This window comes from Nonomuraea sp. NPDC050153 (assembly GCF_044460125.1).
Lineage (GTDB): Bacteria > Actinomycetota > Actinomycetes > Streptosporangiales > Streptosporangiaceae > Nonomuraea.
In genome coordinates, this window is record NZ_JBITJQ010000049.1 from 43,251 (window position 1) to 65,901 (window position 22,651).

Annotated in this window: 18 protein-coding genes; 8 read left to right on the forward strand and 10 right to left on the reverse strand. The window is 73.1% G+C overall.

Annotated features, from left to right (window positions below; all coding sequences use genetic code 11):
* Window positions 1–14 precede the first annotated feature (14 nt).
* Window positions 15–620 (forward strand): hypothetical protein, encoded by a 606-nt coding sequence (locus ACIBQ1_RS56980; RefSeq protein ID WP_397291529.1) that lies wholly within the window; start codon window positions 15–17, stop codon window positions 618–620.
* 4 nt (window positions 621–624) lie between these two features.
* On the opposite strand, the gene ACIBQ1_RS56985 is transcribed toward ACIBQ1_RS56980, so the two are convergent.
* Together ACIBQ1_RS56985 and ACIBQ1_RS56990 are read right to left on the reverse strand one after the other, a co-directional pair.
* A complete protein-coding gene (locus ACIBQ1_RS56985) occupies window positions 625–2,151 on the reverse strand; it encodes a serine/threonine-protein kinase (RefSeq protein ID WP_397291531.1) in 1,527 nt (508 codons plus the stop codon).
* Between the two features lie 53 nt (window positions 2,152–2,204).
* Window positions 2,205–3,986: a serine/threonine-protein kinase gene (locus tag ACIBQ1_RS56990; RefSeq protein WP_397291533.1), complete on the reverse strand. Its 1,782-nt coding sequence runs from the start codon at window positions 3,984–3,986 to the stop codon at window positions 2,205–2,207.
* Between the two features lie 58 nt (window positions 3,987–4,044).
* Here ACIBQ1_RS56990 and ACIBQ1_RS56995 point away from each other — a divergent pair, with 58 nt between their 5' ends.
* The gene (locus ACIBQ1_RS56995; protein ID WP_397291535.1) at window positions 4,045–5,523 is read left to right on the forward strand and encodes an L-fuculokinase; all 1,479 of its coding nucleotides are present in this window, start codon (window positions 4,045–4,047) and stop codon (window positions 5,521–5,523) included.
* Window positions 5,524–5,631: 108 nt separating this feature from the next.
* Here the strand turns inward: ACIBQ1_RS56995 and ACIBQ1_RS57000 are convergent, their stop codons facing one another.
* From ACIBQ1_RS57000 to ACIBQ1_RS57020, 5 genes are read right to left on the reverse strand one after another with little or no spacing between them, the layout of a single operon-like run.
* Window positions 5,632–6,750 (reverse strand): zinc-binding alcohol dehydrogenase family protein, encoded by a 1,119-nt coding sequence (locus ACIBQ1_RS57000; protein ID WP_397291537.1) that lies wholly within the window; start codon window positions 6,748–6,750, stop codon window positions 5,632–5,634.
* Window positions 6,750–7,109: a hypothetical protein gene (locus tag ACIBQ1_RS57005; RefSeq protein ID WP_397291539.1), complete on the reverse strand. Its 360-nt coding sequence runs from the start codon at window positions 7,107–7,109 to the stop codon at window positions 6,750–6,752. The genes ACIBQ1_RS57000 and ACIBQ1_RS57005 overlap by 1 nt, the downstream gene beginning before the upstream one ends.
* Window positions 7,106–7,969 (reverse strand): extradiol ring-cleavage dioxygenase, encoded by an 864-nt coding sequence (locus tag ACIBQ1_RS57010; protein ID WP_397291541.1) that lies wholly within the window; start codon window positions 7,967–7,969, stop codon window positions 7,106–7,108. The genes ACIBQ1_RS57005 and ACIBQ1_RS57010 overlap by 4 nt, the downstream gene beginning before the upstream one ends.
* Window positions 7,962–8,849 (reverse strand): citryl-CoA lyase, encoded by an 888-nt coding sequence (locus ACIBQ1_RS57015; RefSeq protein WP_397291543.1) that lies wholly within the window; start codon window positions 8,847–8,849, stop codon window positions 7,962–7,964. Before ACIBQ1_RS57015 ends, ACIBQ1_RS57010 begins: the two co-directional genes overlap by 8 nt.
* Complete coding sequence (locus ACIBQ1_RS57020) at window positions 8,846–10,054, reverse strand: CaiB/BaiF CoA transferase family protein (RefSeq protein ID WP_397291545.1); 1,209 nt, start codon at window positions 10,052–10,054, stop codon at window positions 8,846–8,848. The genes ACIBQ1_RS57015 and ACIBQ1_RS57020 overlap by 4 nt, the downstream gene beginning before the upstream one ends.
* A gap of 159 nt (window positions 10,055–10,213) precedes the next feature.
* Here ACIBQ1_RS57020 and ACIBQ1_RS57025 point away from each other — a divergent pair, with 159 nt between their 5' ends.
* From ACIBQ1_RS57025 to ACIBQ1_RS57040, 4 genes are all read left to right on the forward strand, one after another.
* Window positions 10,214–11,656 (forward strand): amidohydrolase family protein, encoded by a 1,443-nt coding sequence (locus ACIBQ1_RS57025; protein ID WP_397291547.1) that lies wholly within the window; start codon window positions 10,214–10,216, stop codon window positions 11,654–11,656.
* 72 nt (window positions 11,657–11,728) lie between these two features.
* Window positions 11,729–12,529, forward strand: coding sequence for an IclR family transcriptional regulator C-terminal domain-containing protein (locus ACIBQ1_RS57030; protein ID WP_397291549.1), 801 nt, complete (start codon window positions 11,729–11,731; stop codon window positions 12,527–12,529).
* A gap of 133 nt (window positions 12,530–12,662) precedes the next feature.
* On the forward strand, window positions 12,663–14,693 hold the full coding sequence (locus ACIBQ1_RS57035) for a M14 family metallopeptidase (RefSeq protein ID WP_397291551.1): 2,031 nt from the start codon (window positions 12,663–12,665) through the stop codon (window positions 14,691–14,693).
* Between the two features lie 23 nt (window positions 14,694–14,716).
* The gene (locus ACIBQ1_RS57040) at window positions 14,717–17,290 is read left to right on the forward strand and encodes a M14 family zinc carboxypeptidase (RefSeq protein ID WP_397291553.1); all 2,574 of its coding nucleotides are present in this window, start codon (window positions 14,717–14,719) and stop codon (window positions 17,288–17,290) included.
* Here ACIBQ1_RS57040 and ACIBQ1_RS57045 read toward each other — a convergent pair.
* From ACIBQ1_RS57045 to ACIBQ1_RS57055, 3 genes are read right to left on the reverse strand one after another with little or no spacing between them, the layout of a single operon-like run.
* Window positions 17,280–20,093, reverse strand: a complete 2,814-nt coding sequence (locus tag ACIBQ1_RS57045; RefSeq protein WP_397291555.1) for an FAD-binding and (Fe-S)-binding domain-containing protein — start codon at window positions 20,091–20,093, stop codon at window positions 17,280–17,282. The two genes, ACIBQ1_RS57040 and ACIBQ1_RS57045, sit on opposite strands and share 11 nt — an antisense overlap.
* Window positions 20,094–20,103: 10 nt before the next feature.
* Window positions 20,104–20,955 carry a fumarylacetoacetate hydrolase family protein gene (locus ACIBQ1_RS57050; protein WP_397291593.1) on the reverse strand — a complete coding sequence of 284 codons (852 nt, stop codon included), beginning with the start codon at window positions 20,953–20,955 and terminating at the stop codon, window positions 20,104–20,106.
* A gap of 55 nt (window positions 20,956–21,010) precedes the next feature.
* Window positions 21,011–21,781 (reverse strand): IclR family transcriptional regulator, encoded by a 771-nt coding sequence (locus ACIBQ1_RS57055; protein ID WP_397291557.1) that lies wholly within the window; start codon window positions 21,779–21,781, stop codon window positions 21,011–21,013.
* Between the two features lie 170 nt (window positions 21,782–21,951).
* Between ACIBQ1_RS57055 and ACIBQ1_RS57060 the strand changes: the two genes are divergently transcribed.
* Window positions 21,952–22,410, forward strand: a complete 459-nt coding sequence (locus ACIBQ1_RS57060; protein WP_397291594.1) for a hypothetical protein — start codon at window positions 21,952–21,954, stop codon at window positions 22,408–22,410.
* Between the two features lie 6 nt (window positions 22,411–22,416).
* Window positions 22,417–22,650: a hypothetical protein gene (locus tag ACIBQ1_RS57065; RefSeq protein ID WP_397291559.1), complete on the forward strand. Its 234-nt coding sequence runs from the start codon at window positions 22,417–22,419 to the stop codon at window positions 22,648–22,650.
* The last annotated feature ends 1 nt before the right edge of the window (window position 22,651 follow it).

The following is a 22,651-nucleotide window of genomic DNA, read 5'->3' on the forward strand; positions in this document are numbered from 1 at the left end:
TGGATACTTGGCCCATGTCCATGATTGCCAGGGTCTCGTTAGGGATGACGCTCCTCGGCGGCCTGCTCACGGGGTGCGGTGCCGGCGGCCCTGCCGCGACCGGCTCACCTGCGGCGTCCGCCACGACGACCGGCTCACCAGCGGGGTCCGCCACGACGACCGCGCCGACCGCATCGGCCACCACGGCCGCGCCGGCCGCGCCGGCCACACCGGCACGGGCGTTCGCTCTGCCGAAGGACTGCGACGACCCCCGGCTGGTCGCGGCCATGGGGGCGTTGATCAAGGGCAAGAAGTTCGGCAAGCGGTTTGACGAGGCCGACAAGCTGACCTGCTCGTGGGGGAAGAAGGTGCCCACCGCCGCGGTGACGATCGGCCTTCCGTCGGCGCCGCCCAAGTACAAGGACTTCCCCGAGGTCGAGGTCCCCGAGCTGACCGCGCTCGGCGTGAAGGCGCAGTCCGGCGGCACCGAGATCGCCCTCGGCGCCCGATCCCTGTACAACCAGGTGTTCGTGGTCGTCGCCCCGCAGTTCCGGCTCACCGTCGATCAGTTGAGCGAGGAGCGCCGCGACGACGATCTGCGAGAGGCCGCCGTCGCCTTCACCACCTGGTTGACGTCATAGCGGCTCAGGACGTCCCGAGTTCCCGGCTGCTCTCGACCCGGAAGGAGCTGCCGTCGGGGACCAGGTTGAGCCTGCTCACGGTCCCGTCCGTGCCGAGGCGGAACACCCGTGCGCCCGCGGAGGTGACCGCCTCCAGCGCGACGGCGCGCGCGCCGTCGCCCGATGCGGCCGACAGCAGCGCCGTCGCCCGGCCGGACGGCCACTCCCCGGTGGTCATCTCGGCCGAGTCCGGCTGTGGACTCGGCGGCCAGACGTGCTCCAGCTTCCACATGGTCCCGACGCCGCGCATCTCCATGACCACGCCGCCGCGCTGGTAGCCGCTGGTTTCATCCCTGGTCGTGACCGTCTGGCCCCAGACCAGCACGACGACCCGATCACTCCGTGCGGCGACGATCCCGCTCTCGGACGCCACCGCCTTCTGCACGATCTTCTCGTCGCGGATCCGCCGCGCCTGGTCCTGGAGCCGGCCGGTGTACTCCACGCCCGCGCGTCCTGTGGTCGCGTCGTCCACAGCCCGAAGGTCCTGGTCAAGGGTCTTGTACCCGAAGCTGTTGATGATGCCGAAGGCGCCGCGTGCCGCTTTCTCGGCCTCCTGGGCATAGAGCGGCGGCGGCAGCACACCCCCTGCCTCCGCGCTCGCCTGCCCGCCTGCGCCGCCGGCCCGCCCTTTCCAGATCGCCGCGCCGCCCCCACCCGCGAGCACGACGGCCGCCACCACCGCGGCGATCACCCACCGCCGCCGGCCACGCGCCCGCGCCGGCACCCCGGCGGGCTTCATCGGGGCGCGGTCGACGAGGTGATAGAGGAGGTCCTGGGCGGACGGGCGGAGCACCGGGTCCTTGGCCAGGCAGGTCTGGAGGATCGTGCGCAGGAAGCCGCCCAGCTCGGTGGGCGTGCCCAGGTCGGGTTCCTGTTGGAGAACGCGGTAGACGACGGTCGGCACCGCGTCGTCGCCGAAAGGAGGACGGCCTGTCGCGGCGTAGGCGAGTGTCGCGGCCCAGGAGAAGACGTCGGCGGCGGTGGTCGGCGGATGTCCGGCCAGTTGCTCGGGCGCGATGAACGCGGGAGTGCCGGCGACGAGGGCATCCGCGGTGGGGCCGCGGACGGCGCGGGCAAGGCCGAAGTCGACGACGCGGGGCCCGTCCGGGCCGATGATCACATTGCGGGGGGTCAGGTCGAGGTGGGCGACGCCCGCGCGGTGGATCGCGGTCAACGCGGTGGCGGTGGCGACGGCCAGCCGCTCCAGCGCCTCACCGCGACATGGGCCCTCGTGCCCGACGAGCTCGGCCAGCGACGGGCCGGGGACGTACTCGGTGACGATGTGCGGCAGGTCGGCGGTCAGATCGGCGTCGAGCACCTGGGCCGTACAGAACCCGGAGACCCTGCGAAGCAGGTCGAGCTCGGCGGCCATGCGGTGCCGCGCGGCCTCGTCGGAGATCCGGGGCAGCGTTTTCACGGCGACCCGCCGTCCGTCGTCGCCCACGGCGAGAAAGACGACGCCCTGGCCGCCCGCGCCGAGCCGTCCGAGCACCCGGTATCGTCCGATCCCTTCCGGATCACCTTGACGAAGCTGGGCTAAAGGGCTCATTTCGTACGCCGCTCGAACATGGACCGGTTGTCCTTCGGTGACGTGACGTCCTCCAGCTTCCATCGCCCGTCGACCCGGCGCAGGTGCAGGCGATAGGCGACGACCTTGTGGTCGGGGGCTTTGGCCGAGTCTCCGAGGTGGATCAGGGTCGCGACGCCGGGCCCGTCGAACCGTTCGAAGGCCGTGCCGATCTCCCGGTACTGCCAGGTCCACCAGTCGGGAACCTGAGCGTCGGGGATCGCGGCCAACTCTCGCCACCACTGCTCGGCCCGTCCCGTGGTGCAGCGCTCGAAGAAGTCCGGACGCTCTTCCAGGCGGGGCCCGTTGATGAAGGCTTCGGTCTGGCAGCGGGCCGCGTCGGCGATCATCCCGCGGACGTCCGCGGACGGCCAGGCTGCGTCGGCGGGAGCCGCGGAGCTGGACGGCGTGGTCCGCGCGTAGTCCATCTTCCAGCCTGCGCCCGAGGGCACCATCTCGGCGAACAGCAGGGGATCCTCCGACTGCGCGGGAGTTCCGTTCCGGGTGATGGCGCTCAGCCCGGTGACGATGACCGAGACCCGCTGCGGCGAGGCCCAGACGATGCCCGCGGCGGTCGCCCGTGCCGTCTGCTTCGCCTTCGCGGCCACCACCGCGTTCTTGGAATTGCCGGCCAGGTGCTGGTAGTCCTGCGCCGCCACCCCGGACAGCAGTGCCAGGGTACGCCGCGCTCCGCCGTCGTAGTCGGTGTAGTCGAGGCTGTACCACGCCTCGAACGCCGTCCGTGCCGCACCCGCCGCCGCCTGGGCATACCCGGGAGGCTCGTCGGTCGTGACGGTCTGCGTGACCGTCGGCGGCTCCTTTCCTCTCCCCAGCCAGACCGCGCCCACCGTCAGCGCGATCGCCGTGACGATCGCGCCCGACGCCAGCATCGCCCGGCGCCACACCCGTGGCGGCTTCGTTCGCGTCGGTAATCGTTCGGTACGACCCGGCTCGGCCTGGACGCCGAGATCCATGATGGACAGCGGGAGCTCGGAAGCCGTGGGGCGGTCGGCGGGGTCCTTGGAAAGGCAGCGCCCTACCAGGGAGCGGAGATGACCTGGAAGGAAGCCGAGGTCGGGCGGCTCGTGGAGCACGCGGTACAGGACGGCCGGAAGCGTGTCGGCCTCGAACGGGGAACGGCCGGTGGCGGCGTAGACGATGGTGGCGCCCCAGGCGAAGACGTCGGCGGCGGGGCCGAACTCCTCGCCCCTGATCTGCTCGGGAGCCATGTATCGGGGGGTGCCCACGTGGGCGCTGGCCAGGGCGGCACCGTCCTGGAGAACGCGGGCGATGCCGAAGTCGATGACGCGCGGCCCGTCGCGCCCCAGCAGGACGTTCTGCGGTTTGAAGTCGCGATGGACGATGCCCGCCCGGTGGATCGCGATGAGAGCCGTGGCCGTCGCCACCGCGAGCCGGTCGAGCTCGCCTCCCGCGAGGGGCCCGTGTTCGGCGACGAAGGCGTGGAGAGATTGACCGGCGACGTACTCGCTGACGATGTAGGGCGGGTCGGCCGTCACATCGGCGTCGAGGACCTGCGCGGTGCAGAAGCTGGAGACGCGCCGCAGAACGGCGAACTCGCGCTCGAACAGACGGCGCGCATCAGAGCCGACCTCGGCGTTGATGACCTTCAACGCCACCTGGGCGCCGTCTGGCGCGCTGGCCAGATAGACGATGCCTTGGCCGCCGGCTCCCAGCCGTCCCGTCAACACATATCGCCCGACGTGCTTCGGGTCGGCAGGATGCAGCCCTTCAACACTCATCACCGCACAGGGTAGTGGTCGTTCAACCTACCGGCCAGAGTTGCACCATAGTGGCGGCATGAGGTTGTTGCTGGCCGGGGTCGACGTGGGGACCACGCATGTCAAGGTGGGCTTCTTCGACGAGCGCGGCGGCTGCGTCGCGGCCGTGCGGCAGCCGACGCCGCGCGAGCTGCCCGCCCTCGTCGGCGCGGTGACGGCGGCGCTCGGTGAGTGCGCCGCGCGAGCCGGGCGGGGGCCGGATGCGATCGGGATCGCGGGCATGGCCGAGACCGGCGTACCCCTCGACCGCTCGGGGCGGCCGCTCACCCCGCTGCTGTGGTGGAACGACCCCAGGGCCGCGCGGGAGGCCGCCGAGCTGGGCCGGGACGCCGAGGCGCTCTACGCGCTGACCGGCCGTCGCGCCGACCCCAAGGCGCCGCTGGCCAAGTGGCTCTGGCTGCGCGCCCACTCGCCCGGGGTGCTGGAGTCGATGCGGTGGTGGGCGCACATGCCGGACGCCGTGGCGTACGCGCTCACGGGGCGGCTGCGGACACACGAGACGCTGGCCGCGCGCACCCTGGCCTTCGACCTGGGGGCCGGGGGTTACGACGCGGAGCTGCTCGCGCGGGCGGGGCTGCGTACCGGGCAACTGCCTGCTCCGGCCGGGGCCGTAGAGCCGGTGGGGCCGCTGACGGCGCAGGTGAGCGGGGTGGCGGCCGGCGTCCCCGTGGTGATCGCGGGCCACGACCACGCGGTGGGGTCGTGGGCGGCGGGGGTGCGGCGACCCGGCGACGTGGCCGACTCCCTCGGCACGGCCGAGGCGGTGATGGTGTTGTCGGGCTCCCGCCCGGAGCCGCGTACGGGGCTGGCGCTCGGCATCACGACCGATCCGTCGCTGGACGGAAGCCGCAAGGTGGTGGTCGGCGGCCTCCCCACCAGCGGCGCCATGCTCGACTGGCTGCTCGGCCTGCTGTCCCCAACGAGCCAGGGCGAGAGCACGGGCGCAGACACAGGCACAGGCACGGGCGCAGGCCAGGGCACGAGCACGGGTGAGGGTGGGTATGCGGCGTTGCCTGGACTGCTGGGTGGGGTGCGGTTGCCGACGGGGATCGTGGTGGAGCCGTACCTGCGGGGCCGGGTCGCCCCCGCGCCCGACCCCGCCCGGCGCGTGACGGTGTCGGGGCTCGGGCCCGAGCACACGCCGGGCGACCTGCTGGCGGCGGCCATCGAGGGCACCTGCCTGCATGCCCGCTGGATGCTCGACGAGCTCGCCGCCGTGACCGGCACCGCTCCCGAGCGGCTCGTGGTCCTGGGCGGGCAGGTCAGGATCCCGCTGTGGATGCGGGTCAAGGCCGCGCTCTCTCCCGTCCCGGTCGAGGTGGTGCGTTCCGATGACGCGGTGTGCGCGGGTGCGGCGCTCATCGCCGGGCAGGCGGGCGGGTCGCTGGACGACGTCCCCGTGCTCCCCCGCGAACGCCGGCCGCCCGAACCCGACCTCGCCACCGCCTACGTCCCCATCTACGAGCGATTCCTGTCCTCGGCCCGCGCGCCCCGGTGAGGCCCGCCCCTCTCGGCTCCATGGTCGAAGCCGACAAGCGCTCAGCGGTGGCACGACGCCTCAACCGGCGCGGAGACGGCGAACATCGACGGCCGGGGGTGCCGGGCCTCAGGTGATGCGGAGGACGATCCGGCCGCCGGCCGTGCCTGCCGCCTGGCGCTGCCAGGCCGATCCCGTTTCCTCCAGTGGCACCACCTCGTGCGCGACCGACAGCCGTCCCAGCGCCGCGTGTTCCGCGATCAGCATCATGGCCTGGGCGCGTTGCTCGCGGGTCAGCTCGTTGTTGGTGTAGCCGAGCACCCGCAGCGACCGGCTGCGCAACGTGGACGAGTCGAGGGGGCACGTCTCGGCGGCCGAGCTGCCGAGGTTGACGAGCCTGCCGCCCGGCCGGAGGGTGCGGGCCGCCGCGGCGGCCGGGGCGCCGAAGAGCGGGTCGAGCACCAGGTCCACCGGCCCGTCGCAGGCGGCCGAGAGGCGGGCGGCGAGGTCGGCCACGTCCTGCGTGTCGAGCGCCACCACCGCGTCCGCGCCCGCCCGCATCGCCCGTTCCCGGGCCTCGGGCGAACGGGCGCCCGCGACGACCCGGCGCGCACCGGCCAGGCGGGCGAGCTGGACGGCCGCCTGGCCCACCACGCCCCCGCCTCCCAGCACCACCACCTGCTCCCCCGCCGCGAGCTCGCCGCGCCAGGTCAGCGCCATGTGGGCGGCCACGGCCGACAGGCCGAGCGCGGCGACGGCGTACGGGTCGGCGCCGGCGGGCAGCTCCACCAGCTCGTCGGATCTTGCCACGGCCAGCCCGGCCATGCTCCCGTCGCCCGCCGCCATTCCGGCCGAGGTCGGGAACCACACGGCCCTCTCGCCCACGGTCCCGACGCCCTGGACGCCGGGCACGTAGGGGACGGCGGGTGCGCCGAAGTAGGAGGCGCCGCCCGCGCACAGCAGGTCCAGCGGCGTGATCGGGGCGGCGCGCACGCGCACCAGGCTCTCCCCCGGCCCGGCCACCGGCACGGGGACGTCACCCACCACCGGCGGCCGACCGCACGTCTCGATCCGGGCCGCGCGCATGCGGCCGCGTGCCTCGTCTCCGGTCTCCGCGACACGCCTCCGGTCGCCGCCACCCGTCTCGTCGCCGACCTCCGTAGCACCCGTCCGGTCGTGGTCGCCCGCCTCGGTGTCGGCCTCTGTGGCGTGCGTCCGGTCGTGGTCGTTCGGGTCGGTGGTGGTCATCAGGTCGCGATGTCCGGGTACGGGAGCCGGAAGTGCGCCAGCCGTCGCGCGTACTCCATCTGGAAGCCCAGCGGCGGGTGATCGCGTTCGAACATCGCGATGAACAGGGTCAGCGTGAGGAACGGGTGCGCCCCCATCTCGAACAGCTTCGGGTAGTCGTGCGCGGCCAGCGCCTCGCGTTCGTTGTCGTCGAGGCGCAGCCAGGTGGACGACTCGCCGGTGTGGCAGCCGAGGATGCGGTTGGCGTACTCGGACTCCCACCACTCGACGGTGGCGCGCGGCTCCTCGCGGTAGCGCTCGACCAGCTCGGGGTCGCGGTCGACGGTGAAGAGGAACTTGTTCAGCAAATACCTGCTCACGAAGAACCTCCGCTCGGATACCAGGTGAAGTACGCCTCCATCGTGTGGAACAGGTCGTACGTGTCCACGTAGTCGGCTTTGCGGCCCTCCCCCGCCACCCCCATCATCAGCATGAAGTCCATGAACCCGTGGGTGGCGTTCCCCGGCAGGTGGAGGCTGTCCAGGGTGACCTCCGACAGGCAGCCCTCGATGTCCCCGGTGGAGATCCACTCGACGGCCTTGCGGTCGAACTCCGGGTCGGGCCCGTGCGGCCCGAACTGGCGCGGTCCGCCGAGCTCCAGCGACAGGTGCCCGGTGCCGATGACCGCCACCCGCAGGTTCGACGGCCAGGATTCCACGAGCTGCCTGATCGTCCGCCCGAGCTGCACGAACCGCTGGGGACGCGGCAGCGGCGGGGCGAAGATGTTGGTGTAGACGGGCACGATCGGCAGGTCGGCCTCGGGGCGGAGGGTGATGATCGGGCAGGTGATCGAGTGGTCGATGCGCAGCTCGTTGCTGAAGGCCAGGTCGAAGCCGGCGTCCAGGCCCTCGCGCAGGATGTACGCCGACAGGTCCTCCTGCCCCTTCAGCAGCATGCGCGGCAACCCGAACTCGCGTTCCTCGTTGTAGAAGTTCGCGTCGTAGAAGGGCGCCTTGCCGACCAGGAACTGCGGCATGTTGTCCAGCCACAGCTGGTGGAAGTGGTCGGAGCCGACCATCACCAGCACGTCGGGCCGCGCCCTCGTGAGGGTCTCCCTGAACGCCTCCACCTTGCGCACCCACTCGTCGGCGAACGGCGGGCGGTCCTCGCCGGTCGAGGTGCTGGCGCGGTAGTAGAAGGGGTGGTGGGTGGATGCGATGACCGCGACGAGTTCAGCCATGCGTACCTCCGTTGGCGGCATACGGCTCGGGCGGAATGGAACGGTTGTTGAGGTCCACCGACAGGAAGATGTCGTTGGCCACGGGACGGCGCAGCTCCTCGGCGAGCTGCCCGATCAGCCCGGCCGTCCTGGCCAGCAGCGCGAAGCCGCGCAGCAGCTCCAGCGGCAGCCCCAGGTCGGCCAGCGCCGCGCCGCACGCGCCCGCCCCGTTGAGCGGCAGCGTCCGGTCCAGGACCTGAGGGTGTACGCGGCCGACTGCGGCGAAGAGCGACAGGTGCGGCCCGAACAGGCCCTCCTCGGCCGCGATCTCGAACAGCCGCGCCGTACGCGGGTCGCCGTCCTTGTGCACGTGGTGGCCGAGGCCGGGGATGCGCCCGCCCGTCTCGCGCCGGGCCCGTACGGTCTCCAGCGCCAGCGCGTCCCAGCCGGCGTCGTCGGCCGGGAGGGGGTCGCGCGTCCGCAGCACGTCGGCGAGGAACCGGCCGCAGTCCTCGGTGACGCCCAGGAAGCGGGAGCCGCCGCCGAGCAGCCCGGCGGCCAGCGCCCCCTGTACGGAGTCGGGAGCCGACAGGTACGTCAGCCGCGTCACGATCGCGGTGGGCGTGAACCCGTGGTCGGCCAGTGCGGCCAGCACGGCCTCGAACACCCGCACCTCACCGCGTGCCGGGCGCCGCTGCGTGGCCAGCCAGAACGCCAGCTCCCCGAAGCCCACCTCGCCCATGACGTCGGCGGCGAGGTCGTGCCCGAGGAGGGTGATCGTCTTCAGCGAGGACGCGCCCAGCGCGGTCGGATACTCCTTCGGCTCCCCGGCACGACCACCGCCCACACCGGCTCCCTCCTGCGCGTCCCCGCCCCTGCCGACCGCGTCCCCGCCGCTCACGACCGCCCCTCCTCGGAAGGGTCGGCGGGGGCGCTCTCAGGCGCGGAACCGGAAGAGTCGGTGGGTGGCTCGGTGAGCCATTTGCGGAGTTCCGTGCCGTGTTCGTCGAGCTCCGGCGGCGGCAGCCGATACCCGGCGGGCGTCTGCGAGAACCGGATCGGATGCCGCGTCGTCGGCACCGCCCGCTCCCCCTCCCCCACCACGACCACCGGCTCCAGCCCGAACCGCTCCGCCACCGCGAACCCGCCGTCGATCGTGTTGATCGGCCCGCTCGGCACCCCCGCCTCCACCAGCAGGTCGAACCACTCCTCCGCCCGCCGGGTCACGAGCCGCTCCACGAGGATCGGCTTCAGCTCCTCCCGCCGCGCGGTCCGGTCGGCGTTGCGGGCGAAGCGCGGGTCGTCGGCCACCTCGGGGATGCCCAGCACCTCGCACAGCTTGCGGAACTGCCCGTCGTTGGCGGCGGCGACGATCAGCTCGTGGTCGGCCGTCGGCAGCGGCTCGTACGGGAACACGCTCGGATGCGCGTTCCCCATCCGGAACGGCACCACGCCCCCGGCCACGTACGCCGAGCTCTGGTTGACCAGCCCCGTCAGCGCCGACGACAGCAGGTTGACCTCGACGTGCTGCCCCTGCCCGGTGGCCTCCCGGTGCCGCAGCGCGGCGAGGATGCCGATGACGGCGTGGTTGCCCGCCATCACGTCGAACACCGAGATCCCGGCCCGGTACGGCGGCCCGCCGGGATCGCCGGTCAGGCTCATCAGCCCCGACATCGCCTGCACCATCAGGTCATACCCCGGCACCCGCGCGCCCGCCCCGGCTCCGAACCCGCTGATGGAGGCGTACACGACGCCGGGGTTCAGGGCCCGGACGGCCGGGAAGTCCAGCCCGTACTTGGTGAGCCCGCCGGGCCGGAAGTTCTCCACCAGCACGTCCGCGCGCCGGGCCAGCTCCCTGGCCGCCTCCGCGTCGGCCGGGTCGCGCAGGTCGAGGGCGATCGACCGCTTCCCCCGGTTGACCCCGAGGTAGTACGTGGACGCCTCGCCCCGCGCGGGCGGCGTCCACGACCGGGTGTCGTCCCCGCCGGGCGACTCGACCTTGACGACGTCGGCCCCCAGGTCGGCCAGGAGCATCGTCGCGTACGGCCCCGCCAGGACCCTGGAGAAGTCGGCCACCAGCAGGCCGGACAGCGGCCCCTCAGGCACGATGGAACTCCCCTTCCCACGTCCGTCCAACGGACAAATGTCCGTTGAAGCCGATCCCATCACCGACGCGAGCCCGCGTCAACCGTCTTGACATGCGCCCGTCCGCTCATCACAGTGACTGTGACCGTATAGCGGACAATCGTTCGCAAGGAGCGTGCCATGAACGAGTTCGAGGCCGGACGGCCCGTGGTGCTGCGCGGCGGCACCGTGCTGCCCATGTCGCCCGGCGGGAGCAGGCGGGCGCTGCCCCGCACGGACGTCCTCGTCATCGGGGACACGATCGCCGCCGTCGGCCCCGGCCTGGAGGCACCCGAGAACGCGGTCGAGATCGACGCGTCCGGCGGCCTCGTCATGCCGGGCATGATCGACACCCACCGGCACATGTGGCAGACCGCGCTGCGCGGATACGGCGCCGACTGGACCCTCACCCAGTACTTCGTCTGGTTCTACCTGGAGCACGGCAAGCTGTTCAGGCCCGAGGACGTCAACGCGGGCAACACCCTGGCCGCGATCGAGGCGCTGGACGCCGGCGTCACCACCGTCGTGGACTGGTCGCACGGCCTGCGGACCCCCGACCACGCCGACGCCGCCGCCGACGCGCTGGAGTCCGTGCCCGGACGGTACGTGCTCGCCTACGGCAACATCCAGCAGCCGCCCGCCGAGTGGACGGCCGCGCCCGAGTTCAGGGACTTCGTGCGCAGGCGCGTCACCGGCGGCGACCGGCTCGGCTTCCAGATCGCCTTCGACGTGCTCGGCGACCCCTCCTTCCCGGAGAAGCCCGCGTTCGAGGTCGCCCGCGAGCTCGGCGCCGCCGTCACCACGCACGCCGGCGTGTGGGGCGCCACCAGCGACGACGGCATCCGCCTGATGTACGAGCACGGCTTCATGACGCCGGAGACGATCTACGTGCACGCCGCGTCGCTGTCGGCCGACTCCTACCATCGCATCGCGGCCACCGGCGGCTCGATCTCGGTCTCCACGGAGAGCGAGCAGAGCGCCGGCCAGGGCTACCCGCCCACCTGGGCCATCCGCGCCCACGACATCCCGGTGTCGCTGTCCATGGACACCAGCGTGTGGTGGAGCGGCGACCTGTTCTCCGCCATGCGGACCACGCTCGGCGCCGACCGCTCGCGCGAGCACATGGAGGCGCACGCCAAGGGCGACACGGTCACGCACTGCGGCCTGCGCGCCGACCAGGTCGTGGAGTGGGCGACCCGCGGCGGCGCCCAGGCGCTGGGCCGCGACGACCTGGGCGTCATCGAGCCCGGCAAGAAGGCCGACCTCGTGCTCATCAAGAACGAGCACTCGCCGGTGTCGTTCCCGATCCTCAACCCGTTCGGCCACGTCGCGTTCCAGGCGCAGCGCGGCGACGTGCACACCGTGATCGTCGACGGCCGCGTGGTCAAGCACGAGCACCGCCTGCTCGGCGTCGACCTCGCCGCCGCCCGCGCGCAGGTCGAACGCACGGTCGAGCACCTGCGCTCGACCATGGGCGAGGAGGCCTGGGAGAAGGGCATGAACCCGGACATCCCCTCGGCGAAGGTCCTCGACAACCCGTACACGTACACCGACTACCGGAGCGATGCCACGCACCGCCTCTGATATCGGCCGCTGTGCGGACGGGCGACCGTCTAAAGTCGGATCGGACGGATTCCGAGCGAGGCGAGGGCGTACATGGCACGTGGTGACACCGGACCTGACTTCATCGAGGCGCTGGCCCGCGGCCTCGATGTCATCAGGGCATTCCAGCCGGGGCGCCCGGTCATGTCCCTGACGGAGGTGGCGACCGCCGCCGGCCTGGCCCGGCCGACGGCCCGCCGCATCCTGCTCACCCTCCAGGAGCTGGGCTACGCCAGAGCCGAGGGGGGCGGGTTCGCGCTCACGCCGCGGGTGCTGGAGCTGGGCGTCACCTACGTCCGCTCGATGGGGCTGTGGGAGGTGGCCAGGCCGCACCTGGAGCGGCTGGTCACCCAGACGAACGAGTCGTCCTCGATCGCCCAGCTCGACGGCTCCGACATCGTCTACGTCGCCCGGGTCGCGGTGCCGAAGATCGTGGCGCTCCAGGTGCAGATCGGCACCCGCTTCCCCGCGCTCCAGACCTCCCTGGGCAAGGTGCTGCTGGCCGCGCTGCCGCCGGCCGAGGTGGAGCGGGTGCTGGCCGAGCCGAGCCGCTCGGGCATCGAGCCGCGCTGGCGTCCCGACGCCAAGGAGCGCGAGGCGGCGCTGCGCGCGGTCCGCGCCAAGGGATGGGCGGCCACGGACGAGCAGCTCGCGCTGGGGATCCGGTCGGTGGCGGCGCCGCTCAGGGACGGGCTCGGCAACGTCATCGCGGCCGTGAACGTCAACGCCCACGCCGCCGAGACCTCCATGGAGAAGCTGACCGGGGAATACCTGCCGCTGCTGCTGACGACGGCCGGTGCGATCAGCGCCGACTGGGCGCTCTACCAGGCGGTCCCGCACGTCACGGCGTCCTGAGAACCGGCCTGAGAACCGTCCTGGGAGCCGGCCCGAGAATCGGCCCCGCGCCGGGCGCGGAGCCGGCTGGGTCTTGCCGGTTGGGGCAACTCCGCTTTGAATGTGCCCCATACGGATGATCCAGGAGGGGCCGATGCGTGGTTTACGGGCGTCCGCAGTCGTTCTGCTGATCGTTCTCACGACGTTCGTCGCCGCGGAGCCGTCCGTCCCGGCGGTCGCCGGGCCGGCCGACCCGGAGCCGGCCTCGCTGGTCACGCTCTCCGTGCCCGACCGCGCCGCGATGGAGCGGCTGGTGGCCTCGGGCGCCGACCTCACCGAGCGGGTGCGCCCGCAGGCGGACGGCAGCGTCCAGGTGGACGCGGTGGCCACGCCCAGCCAGCTGGCCGCCTACGCCGCGCTCGGCGCGACCCTGGCGCCGGGCACGCCGCCCCAGGCGAAGACCAGGGCCACGCCCGCCCAGGACCGGATCGTCATCGAGCGGGCCGTCTGGATGAAGTCCCGCGACGGGTACTTCCTGTCGGTGGAGGCCTCCAGCGGCGCGGGCGAGGCGGCCACGCTCACCGTGACGTGGAAGGGCAGGGGCGGCGCGACCGGGCAGGCGCCGATGGTCGCGTACGTGGACGCGGGCGCGTACCTGGGCCACCAGTTCAGCACTCCGGTGCCCGCCGAGAGCCGCCCGCAGTGGGTCACCGTGACCTCCGCCGGCGGCGGCACGGCCGAGGCCAAGGTCAGGGAGTGGCCCGACGGCGAGCGGCCGGACCGCGCAGGTCCCGGCTACCAGAAGGACTTCGTCACCCAGTACATGCCGCCCGCGCAGCTCAACGAGCGCATCAAGGCGCTGCACCAGCGCTACCCCAAGCTCACCGAGCTGATCACGCTGCCCTACCCCACCAACGGCTACCGGCGGCACGCCCAGGCCCTGATCGGCACGCCGCCCGCCGCAGCCGTCGTGATCACCTCCGACGCGTACGGCTCCGAGGGCGGCAACGACCTGGCCGTCGAGCTGATGAACCCCGGCGCGCCCGGCCGCCCGCTGCAGGTCACCGTGAACGGCAAGCTCATCACGGTCGGCCTGGCCACCGACGGCTCCGGCACCCTGACCAGCACCGCCGCCCAGGTCGCCGCCGCACTCAACGCCACCGCCGGCACCGGCGTCAAGGCCACGACGTACCGCACCAACGCGGGCGACGGCGTCATGGCGCCCGCGCCGCTCACCCAGCTCAGCGACTTCCTCAACGCGCCCGCGAGCGTCTCCCGCGCGCCCGCGCGGGTGCTGGCCCTGCGTGTCGGCGCGCACCGCGACGGCAGCCGCACCGGCGTGCTGGCCTACGCCCAGGAGCACGCCCGCGAGTGGGTGGCGCCCCTCGTCGTGGTCGAGGCGGCCGAGCGGCTGCTGCGCAACCACGCCCGCGACAAGGCCACCCGCAGGCTGCTGGAGCGCACCGACGTCTTCATCGTGCCGACCGTCAACCCGGACGGCGCCAACTACAGCTTCTACGACTTCAACAGCCAGCGGAAGAACATGACCAACCACTGCCCGCCGCAGCAGTCCGACCCCGCGCTGCGCAACACCTGGGGCGTGGACGTCAACCGCAACTACGCCGTCGGCTCGCTGTCCGACGGGTACTTCGGCGCCTCGGCCGGTTGCCAGAGCGGAACGTACGCGGGCCCCGCCGAGCACTCCGAGCCCGAGAGCCGCAACGTCATCTGGCTGGCGCAGAAGCACCGCAACATCAGGTTCGCGATGAACGTGCACAGCTACGGCGGCTACTTCATGTGGCCGCCGGGCGCGTACAAGCTCGACGGCCGCGTCACCCTGCCCAGGCCCACGGCCCGGCAGGAGGCGTACTTCATGCGCTCGGCCCGCACGATCGAGCAGGCCATCGCCGCCGAGCGCGGCACCGTGATCTGGCCCCAGCAGACCGGGCCCGTGACGGACGTGCTCTACTCCGCAGCCGGCAACTCCGCCGACGAGCTCTGGTACGACCACGGCGTCTACGGGTGGGACTTCGAGGTGGGCGCCGATCTGTGGGACCCCGGCACGCGGAGGTGGCAGAGTGTGGGCTTCCAGCCGCCGTTCGCGGAGGGGCACGCGGAGGCGCTGGAGTTCGCCTCCGGGCTGATCTCGCTGGTGGGGATCGCCGCCGACTTCCGGGAACCCTGATCCGCAGCCTCTGGAGGACTCCCTTGCGCCTGCCCCCTGCCCTGCTCGCCGCGCTCCTCGTGATCCCGGTGGTCGTCCCGCGTGCGGTGTCGGCCGACCCGGTCGCGCCGCCTGCCCCGGCCGTGCGTGACTTCGGCAACGGCCCGGAACGCAACGAGGTCGCCGCCGACGTCCCCCAACAGGCCGAGGCGCTGAAGGCCGCCCAGACCGAGCAGCCCGGCACCCTGTCGCACGACCGGGGCTACCCGCGCCGGACCCGGCTGCCGGTGCCGCCCGCGAACCCGGCCGACGCCTCGATCAAGCTCGGCCTGGTGCCCCACCACGGCATCGCACCCCGGCTGAACGACCTCCAGCAGCGCGGCGACCGGGTCAGCGCCCAGGTGATCGGCCGCTCGTACGGAGGCCGCGACCTCTACCTCGTGACCGTCACCGCGCCGGAGAGCGCCGCCGAGGCCCGCGAGCAGGAGCGCATCCGCGAGCGCATCGAGAACGACCCGGCCGCCGCCGCCCGCGACCGGAAGCTGGTCAAGAGGTACAAGGCGCCCGTCTTCGTCAACGCCAACATCCACGGCAACGAGTGGGAGGGCACCGACGCCGCCCTGCGCGTCATCGAGGAGCTGGCCACCAGCAAGGACCCCGGGATCGCCGCCCTGCTGGCGCGTACCCGCCTGTACTTCAACATCACCGCCAACCCCGACGGCCGCGTCAACGGCGCGCGCCAGAACGGCGCCGGCTTCGACCTGAACCGCGACTTCGTCACCGTCTCCCAGCCCGAGGCGCGGGCGATGCGCCAGATCATGATCGACGCCCAGCCGGTCACCATGATCGACCTGCACGGCTACGTCAACGGCACGCTCATCGAGCCGACCACGCCGCCGCACGGCGCGAACTACGAGTACGACCTGTTCATCCAGAACACCTACGCCAACGGGCTCGGCATGGAGAGCGCGGTGAACGGGCTGGGGTACACCCCCGAGAAGGACGGCGTGTACCCGGCGCAGATCCCGTTCCGCGACTCCGACGAGGGCTGGGACGACTGGCCGCCGATCTTCACCCCGCAGTACGCGCCCTTCCACGGGGCGGTGGCCGCGCACACCGTCGAGATCCCGCTGCGGGTCAACGGCTCCGACTACACCCAGCTGCCGGTCGAGGAGCTGCGCCGCCGCTCCGCGATCAACACCGACGTGGCCGCCGCCGCCATCCGGGCCACGTACGCCTTCGTGCGTGACCGGCACGACCGGCTGATCGCCGACCAGATCGAGGTGTTCCGGCGGGGCTCGGCCGGGGAGCCGTCCAGGGCCGTGCCGCTCGGCATCGTGCCCGGGTTCGGGCCGGAGGACGTCTACAACACCACCTTCCCCCGGGCGTACGTCATCACCGGCCGGCGCTCGGAGGCGGCGGCCGCGCGCCTGGTGGACCACCTGATCGCGAACGACGTGCGGGTCGAGCGGGCCAGGCACGCGTTCCGGGCGGACGGCAGGACGTATCCGGCCGGTTCGTACGTGGTGGACATGCGCCAGCCGAAGCGCGGGCTGGCCAACGTCATGCTGGAGGCGGGCGCGGACATCTCGCCCAGGGTGGACGCCATGTACGACATCTCCGGCTGGAGCCACGGCCTGCTCTGGGGCGCCGGCGTGGACGGCGTCTCGTCCCTGCGCGTGCAGGCCGACCCGGTCAAGGCCGCCGCGCCGACCGGGTCCGTGCCGCGTACGGCCGGGGCGCTCGCGCTCAAGGTGGCCGACGCCAAGGACGTCCTCGCTCTGAACGACCTGCTGGCCCAGGGCACGGCGGTGACCTGGGCGGACGGCGCGGCCATCGTGCCCGCGTCGGCCAGGCCGGCCGCCCGCGCGGTCGCCGACCGCTACGGCGTCGCCTTCACAGCGGCGGGCACGGCGGCGGGCGCGCCGCTCTCGCCGGTCAGGATCGCCGCCGCGACCTCGGCGGACGAGCTGTTCACGCTGCGCGAGCTGGGCTTCGCCGTCACCCCCGTCTCCACGGCGGTCCTCAACGCGGGCTACGACTGGAGCGGGACCGACGTGCTGTTCGTCTCCAGCGGGCTGAGCTACGCCGCGCTCAACCCGGCGGCCAGGGCGGCGCTCGACGCGTTCCTGGCCACCGGGGGCGTGATCACGCGCGGCGGCACCGGAGCGGCCTTCAACGCCGCCGCCGGGCTGCTCACCGCGACCGCCGTCGCGGGCCGCGGCGACGCCAACGGCGTGGTACGCGTGCTGTCCACGGGCGGCCAGGTGGGCGGCCAGGTGGGCGGCCAGGTGGGCGGCGGATCGCCGGACCACTCGTTCGTGTACTCGCCGCGCTGGTTCACCGGCCTCGGGCCGGAGGTCACGGTCGAGCAGTCGTACGCGGCCGAGGGCCCGCTGGTCTCCGGCCACTGGCGGCCCAACGCCGACGGCACCGGCGGCCAGGACGCCGCCAGGGGTCACCCGGCCGTGGTCAGCGGCAGGGACGAGCGGGGCGCGGCCGTGGTGCTGTTCGGCACGGAGCCGATGTTCCGCAACCACCCCAAGGGGCTGTTCCCGCAGGTGGCGCGGGCCCTGTACTGGGCCTCCTCGGTCACGGGCGCGGCCGTCACGCGGTAGTGACCTGGTCCAGGAGCTCCAGGAGGTGGTGGTACGGCCTGCCGGTGGCGCGGGTCAGGCCGAGCTCGCAGGTGCGGTTGACCGAGGCGTGGGCGGCGAAGTCCTCCCGGGCGACGGCGGCGGCCTCCGCGCGGGTGGCGGAGGCCGTCAGCTCGGGGTGGAGCAGGCCGCGGTCGCCGGCGAAGGCGCAGCACTGCCAGCCGTCCGGCACGACGACCCGTTCGGCGACCGTCTCGGCGACGCGGGTGATGGCGGCGTCGAGGCCGAGCCGGGTCGAGGAGCAGGTCGGGTGCAGGGCCAGCGAGGGCAGGCGGCGGGCGGCGGGCAGGCGCGGCAGGAGGTGCTCGGCGGTGAAGGCGACCGCGTCGAGCACCCGGACGGCGGGCGAGGCCGCGGCGGTGAGGCGTTCGAAGCCCTCGGTGCAGGAGGCGGCGTCGCTGACGACCGGGATCCGGCCGCCGTCCGTGGCCGCCGCCAGCGCGTCGCGCACCCGGCGGCCCATCACCTCGTAGCCGTCGGTGAGGCCCTTCGACGACCAGGGCGTGCCGCAGCACAGGCTCCCGATCCCGTCGGGGACGCGCAGCCGCACGCCCGCCCGTTCGGCCAGGCTCAGGAGCGCGGCCATCGCGCCGGGGCCGCCCTCGGCCGGGGCGAACAGGGTGTTCAGGCAGGACGGGACGAAGACGGCGTCGGCGTCCTCGACCGGGGCCGGGCGGCGGGGCTTGCCGCCGCCCGGCAGGTCGCGGCTCCATTGCGGGACGGCGTCCGGGCCCGCCACGGCGCGGGCGGCCTTGGCGGCGCCCTCCGCGAGCGGGGCCGGCGCCGCGGCGGCGGCGTCGAGGGCCAGGTCCAGGGCGCGGGTCACGCCGTTCCAGTGCTTGGCGGCGGACTTCCAGCCCGCGCGGGCCAGGCGTCCGTGGCGCTCCTCGCGCAGGCGTTTCGTCAGGTCCCCCGTGTTGATCAGCACGGGGCAGGCGGTGGCGCACATGCCGTCCACGGCGCAGGTGTCCACGGCGTCGTAGCCGTACTCCTCCTCCAGCCGTCTCGCGAGCTCGTGGTCGCCGGCCGCCTGGGCGGCGGCCAGCTCGCGGCGCAGCACGATGCGCTGGCGCGGCGTGGTGGTGAGGTCGCGGCTGGGGCAGACGGGCTCGCAGTAGCCGCACTCCACGCACCGGTCGACCTCGGGCTCGACGGTGACGACGGACTTGAGGTCGCGCAGGTGCGCGTGCGGGTCGTCGGTGAGGACGACGCCGGGGTTGAGCGTGTCGCCGGGGTCGCACAGCCGCTTGACCTCGCGCATCACCTCGAACAGCTCGTCGCCGTACTGGCGGCGGACGAAGGGGGCCATGACGCGGCCGGTGCCGTGCTCGGCCTTGAGCGTGCCGCCCCGGTCGAGGACGGCGGCGACCATGTCCTCGGTGAAGTCGGCGTAGCGCTCCAGGCCGGTGTCGAAGCGCTCGTTGAGCATGAAGTGCAGGTTGCCGTCCTTGGCGTGGCCGAAGATGACGCTGCGCTCGTAGCGGTGCTTGGCGAACAGGGCGGCCAGGTCGTCGCAGAGGTCGGCCAGGACGGGCACCGGGACGGCGACGTCCTCCAGGAGCGCGGTGGTGCCGCTGGGGCGGGCGCCGGCGACGGTGGCGTACAGGCCCTTGCGGATGTGCCAGAGCGCGGCCCGGCCGGCCGCGTCCCTGCTCAGCCGCGCCGGGGCAGCCAGGTCGAGCGTGGCGAACAGGTGCTCGGCCGCGCGCTCGTGCCCGGCGAGCTGTTCGGGGTCCGGCTCCTGCCACTCCACCAGGAGCGCGGCGTGGTCGCGCACGGTCAGCGTGCGCAGGACGTCGTCGGCCCGCGGGTCCTGCTGGGCCACCCGCAGGGACTCGGCGTCCAGCAGTTCGACGGCGGCGGGACCGGCGGCGACGATCTGCGGCATCGCCGCCATCGCCCGGCGCAGCGTGGGGAAGACGAGCAGCCCGGTCGCGGCCAGGCGGTGCGCCGGGACCGTGCGCAGGACCGCCTGCGCGACGAAGCCCAGGGTCCCCTCGCTGCCTACCGCGAGGTGGGCGAGGATCTGCGCGGGCGTGTCGTGGTCGAGGAAGCTGTTGAGCCCGTACCCCATGGTGTTCTTCAGGGAGAACTGGGCGGTGACGCGGCGCACCGACTCGGGGTTGCCGCGGACCCGGTCGCGCAGCCGCTCCAGGCCCCGCGCCAGCTCGGGCTCCAGGGCGCGCAGCCGCGCGTCGGCGTCGGGGGCGGCGGTGTCGACGACGGTGCCGCTGGGCAGCACGAGGACCAGCGAGTCCAGGGTCTGGTACGTGTTGGCGTGGGTGCCGCAGGTCATGCCGCTGGAGTTGTTGGCGACGACCCCGCCGATCGTGCACGCCGACTCGCTGGCCGGGTCGGGGCCGAGCTTGCGCCCGTGGGCCGCCAGCCGGGCGTTGACCTGGCGCAGCACGGCGCCCGGCTGCACGCGGACCCGGGCGCCGCCGTCGAGCACCTCGATGCCGCGGAAGTGCCGCCGGGTGTCGACCAGCAGGTGCTCGCTCACGCCCTGCCCGCTCAGGCTGGTGCCGCCCGAGCGGAACGTCAGCGGCAGCCCGGTCCGCATGAGCGCCGCCACCTGCTCGGCGCTCTCCGGCACCAGGACCGCCTGCGGGGTGAGCAGGTAGTGGGAGGCGTCGTGGGCCATGCCGAGCCGGTCGGTGGCCCGCGTACGGGTGATCCCGGGCACGGCGGCCTCCACCGCCGCCAGGACGGCGGGGTCCGGTGCGGCCGGCCGCCGCGGCTTCTCGGAACGGGTGACGCTCATGTCGATCCTTTTATCGCGGGCCCAGGACGTGCTGGCGCTGCGCGCCCAGGCGGTCGATGCCCAGCTCGATGATGTCGCCGGGCTGCAGCCAGATGGGCGGCTTGAAGCCCATGCCGACGCCGGGCGGGGTGCCGGTGTTGATCAGGTCGCCCGGCTCCAGCACCATGAACTGGCTCAGGTGGTGCACGATGAAGTACGGGTTGAAGATCATCGTCTTGGTGGAGCCGGTCTGGCGGCGCACGCCGTTGACGTCGAGCCACATGCCCAGGTTCGTGACGTCGGGGATCTCGTCGCCGGTGACCAGCCAGGGGCCGGCCGGGTTGAAGGTCTCGGCGGACTTGCCCTTGCTCCACTGGCCGCCGCGTTCCATCTGGAAGGCGCGCTCGCTGACGTCGTTGACCACGCAGTAGCCGGCGATGGCGCCCTCGGCCTCCTCGACCGAGTCGAGGTAGGAGGTGCGCCTGCCGATGACGATGCCGAGCTCGACCTCCCAGTCGGGCTTGGTGGAGCCGCGCGGGATGCGCACCTCGTCGTAGGGGCCGATGAGGGTGTTGGGCGACTTGGTGAACAGGATCGGCTCGGCGGGGACGGCCTGGCCGGTCTCGGCGGCGTGGTCGCTGTAGTTGAGGCCGATGCACAGGATCTGGTGCGGGCGGGCGATCGGCGCGCCGACGCGTTCGCCCGCGAACGGGTGCACCTGGCCGCGGGCGATGCGGTCGGCGACGGGCTCGGCGAGCAGGGCGATGCCCCCGGAGCCGAAGAACTTCTCGTCGAAGTCGGGGGTGAGGTCGCTGACGTCGACGTAGTGGCCGTCGTCCAGGCGGACGACGGGCTTCTCGGCGCCGGGCGCGCCGATGCGCATCAGGTACAACGCGTTCTCCGTGTTCGGATCGGGAAGGTACGGGCGGCGGTGCGGTTCATGGGCTCTCCCGCCCGGCGACGATGCCGCGGATGGCGGGCAGGTCGTCGACGAGCGTCTTCAGCGGCGTCCGGTAGGCCAGGCCGCTGACGCTGACGGCGCCGCTGGGCACGGTGGGCGAGGTCAGGTAGGCCGGGACCGCCACGCAGTTGACGCCCGGCTCGTTCTCCTGGTCGTCGACGGCGTAGCCCAGCTCGCGGATGCGCGTGAGCTCGCCGTGCAGCTGCTCCACCGTGCCGATCGAGCGCTTGGTCGGCAGCTCCAGCCGCCGGTCCCCCACCCACCGGCGGACCGCGTCCTCGGTACGCAGGGCGTCGGCGAGCAGCACCTTTCCGACGGCGGTACAGTGTGCGGGGTTCCGGCCGCCGACGACGGAGGTCAGCCGAACGGCGCCGTCGGGCGGGTCGAGCTTCGACCGGTAGACGACCGAGGCCCCGTCCAGCACCGCGTAGTGCACGGTCTCGCCGTAGCGGTCGCACAGGGCCTGGAGGATCGGCGTGACCCGAACATGGTCGGGCCGGGCCTCGTGGTGGGCGAACGCCATCCGCAGGAACTCGTCGCCGAGCACGTACCGCCCGTGGCCGTGCTGGGCCGCGAAGCCGGCGCGGCGCAGCGACGCCAGGGCACGGTGCACCGTCGGCTTGGGGCTGGCCACCGCGCGGGCCATCTCCTCCAGGCCGATCCCGTCGGGGTGGCGGGCCAGCTCGGCCAGAACCGCCAGCACACGGTCGGATCCGACGAGCTTCGACTCGGCGGCCATCTCGGACATGTTCCGAACGTTAGACTATCGTTCCGAAAAGTGAAAGTTGACCCCCTCCGCGGGCCCGCACTTCCCCCTCACCGCAATCGCTGATAGTCAAAGCGGATCACCCAACCTTCAGGGCGACTGAAGCCTGCGCTAAGCTTCAGCCACCCTGAAGGTTGGAGGTCTGAGGAATGTTGGAGCATGTCCTGCTGTCGGTGCACGTCCTGGCCGGCATCGTGTTCGTGGGCGGCTCGGCCGTGGCGACGAGCCTGTTCCCCCGCTACGCGCCGGTCGCCGCCGCCGGGCCCGGCGATCCGGCGGATCCGGGCGAGCGCAACCGGGGTGTGGCGGTCGCGCTGCACCGCATCACCGGCGGCTACGCCGCCTTCGGGCTCGTGGTTCCCTTCGCCGGGATCGTCCTGGCGAGCGTGCAGGGCCGGATGGGCGAGATCTGGATCATCATCTCCATGATCCTCACCGCCGTCGCGGGCGCCCTGCTGGCCACCCAGATCCACCCGCGCCAGCGCGCCGCGCTCGACGAGCCCGGCGACGAGCGGCGGCTGCGCACGCTGTCCATGCTGGCCGGTTTCTACAACCTGGCCTGGGCGGTCGTCGTGGTCCTGATGATCGTCCGGCCCGGCGCGGGAGACTGACCCGCCATGCGCCTGCTGCGAGTCGCGGCCGCCGTCGAGGCCGCCTCCCTCGTCGTCCTGTTCGGCAACCTCCTCACCGTGCACGCCAAGGCGATCACGACCTTCTGCGGCCCGCTGCACGGCACCGCCTATCTCGCCGTGATCGCGGCCACCTGGACGGTCCGGCCCACCGCCCGGGGGCGGGCGTTCGTCCCGGGGATCGGCGGGCTGCTCGTCCTGCGCGCCCGCGCAGGAGGCTGAA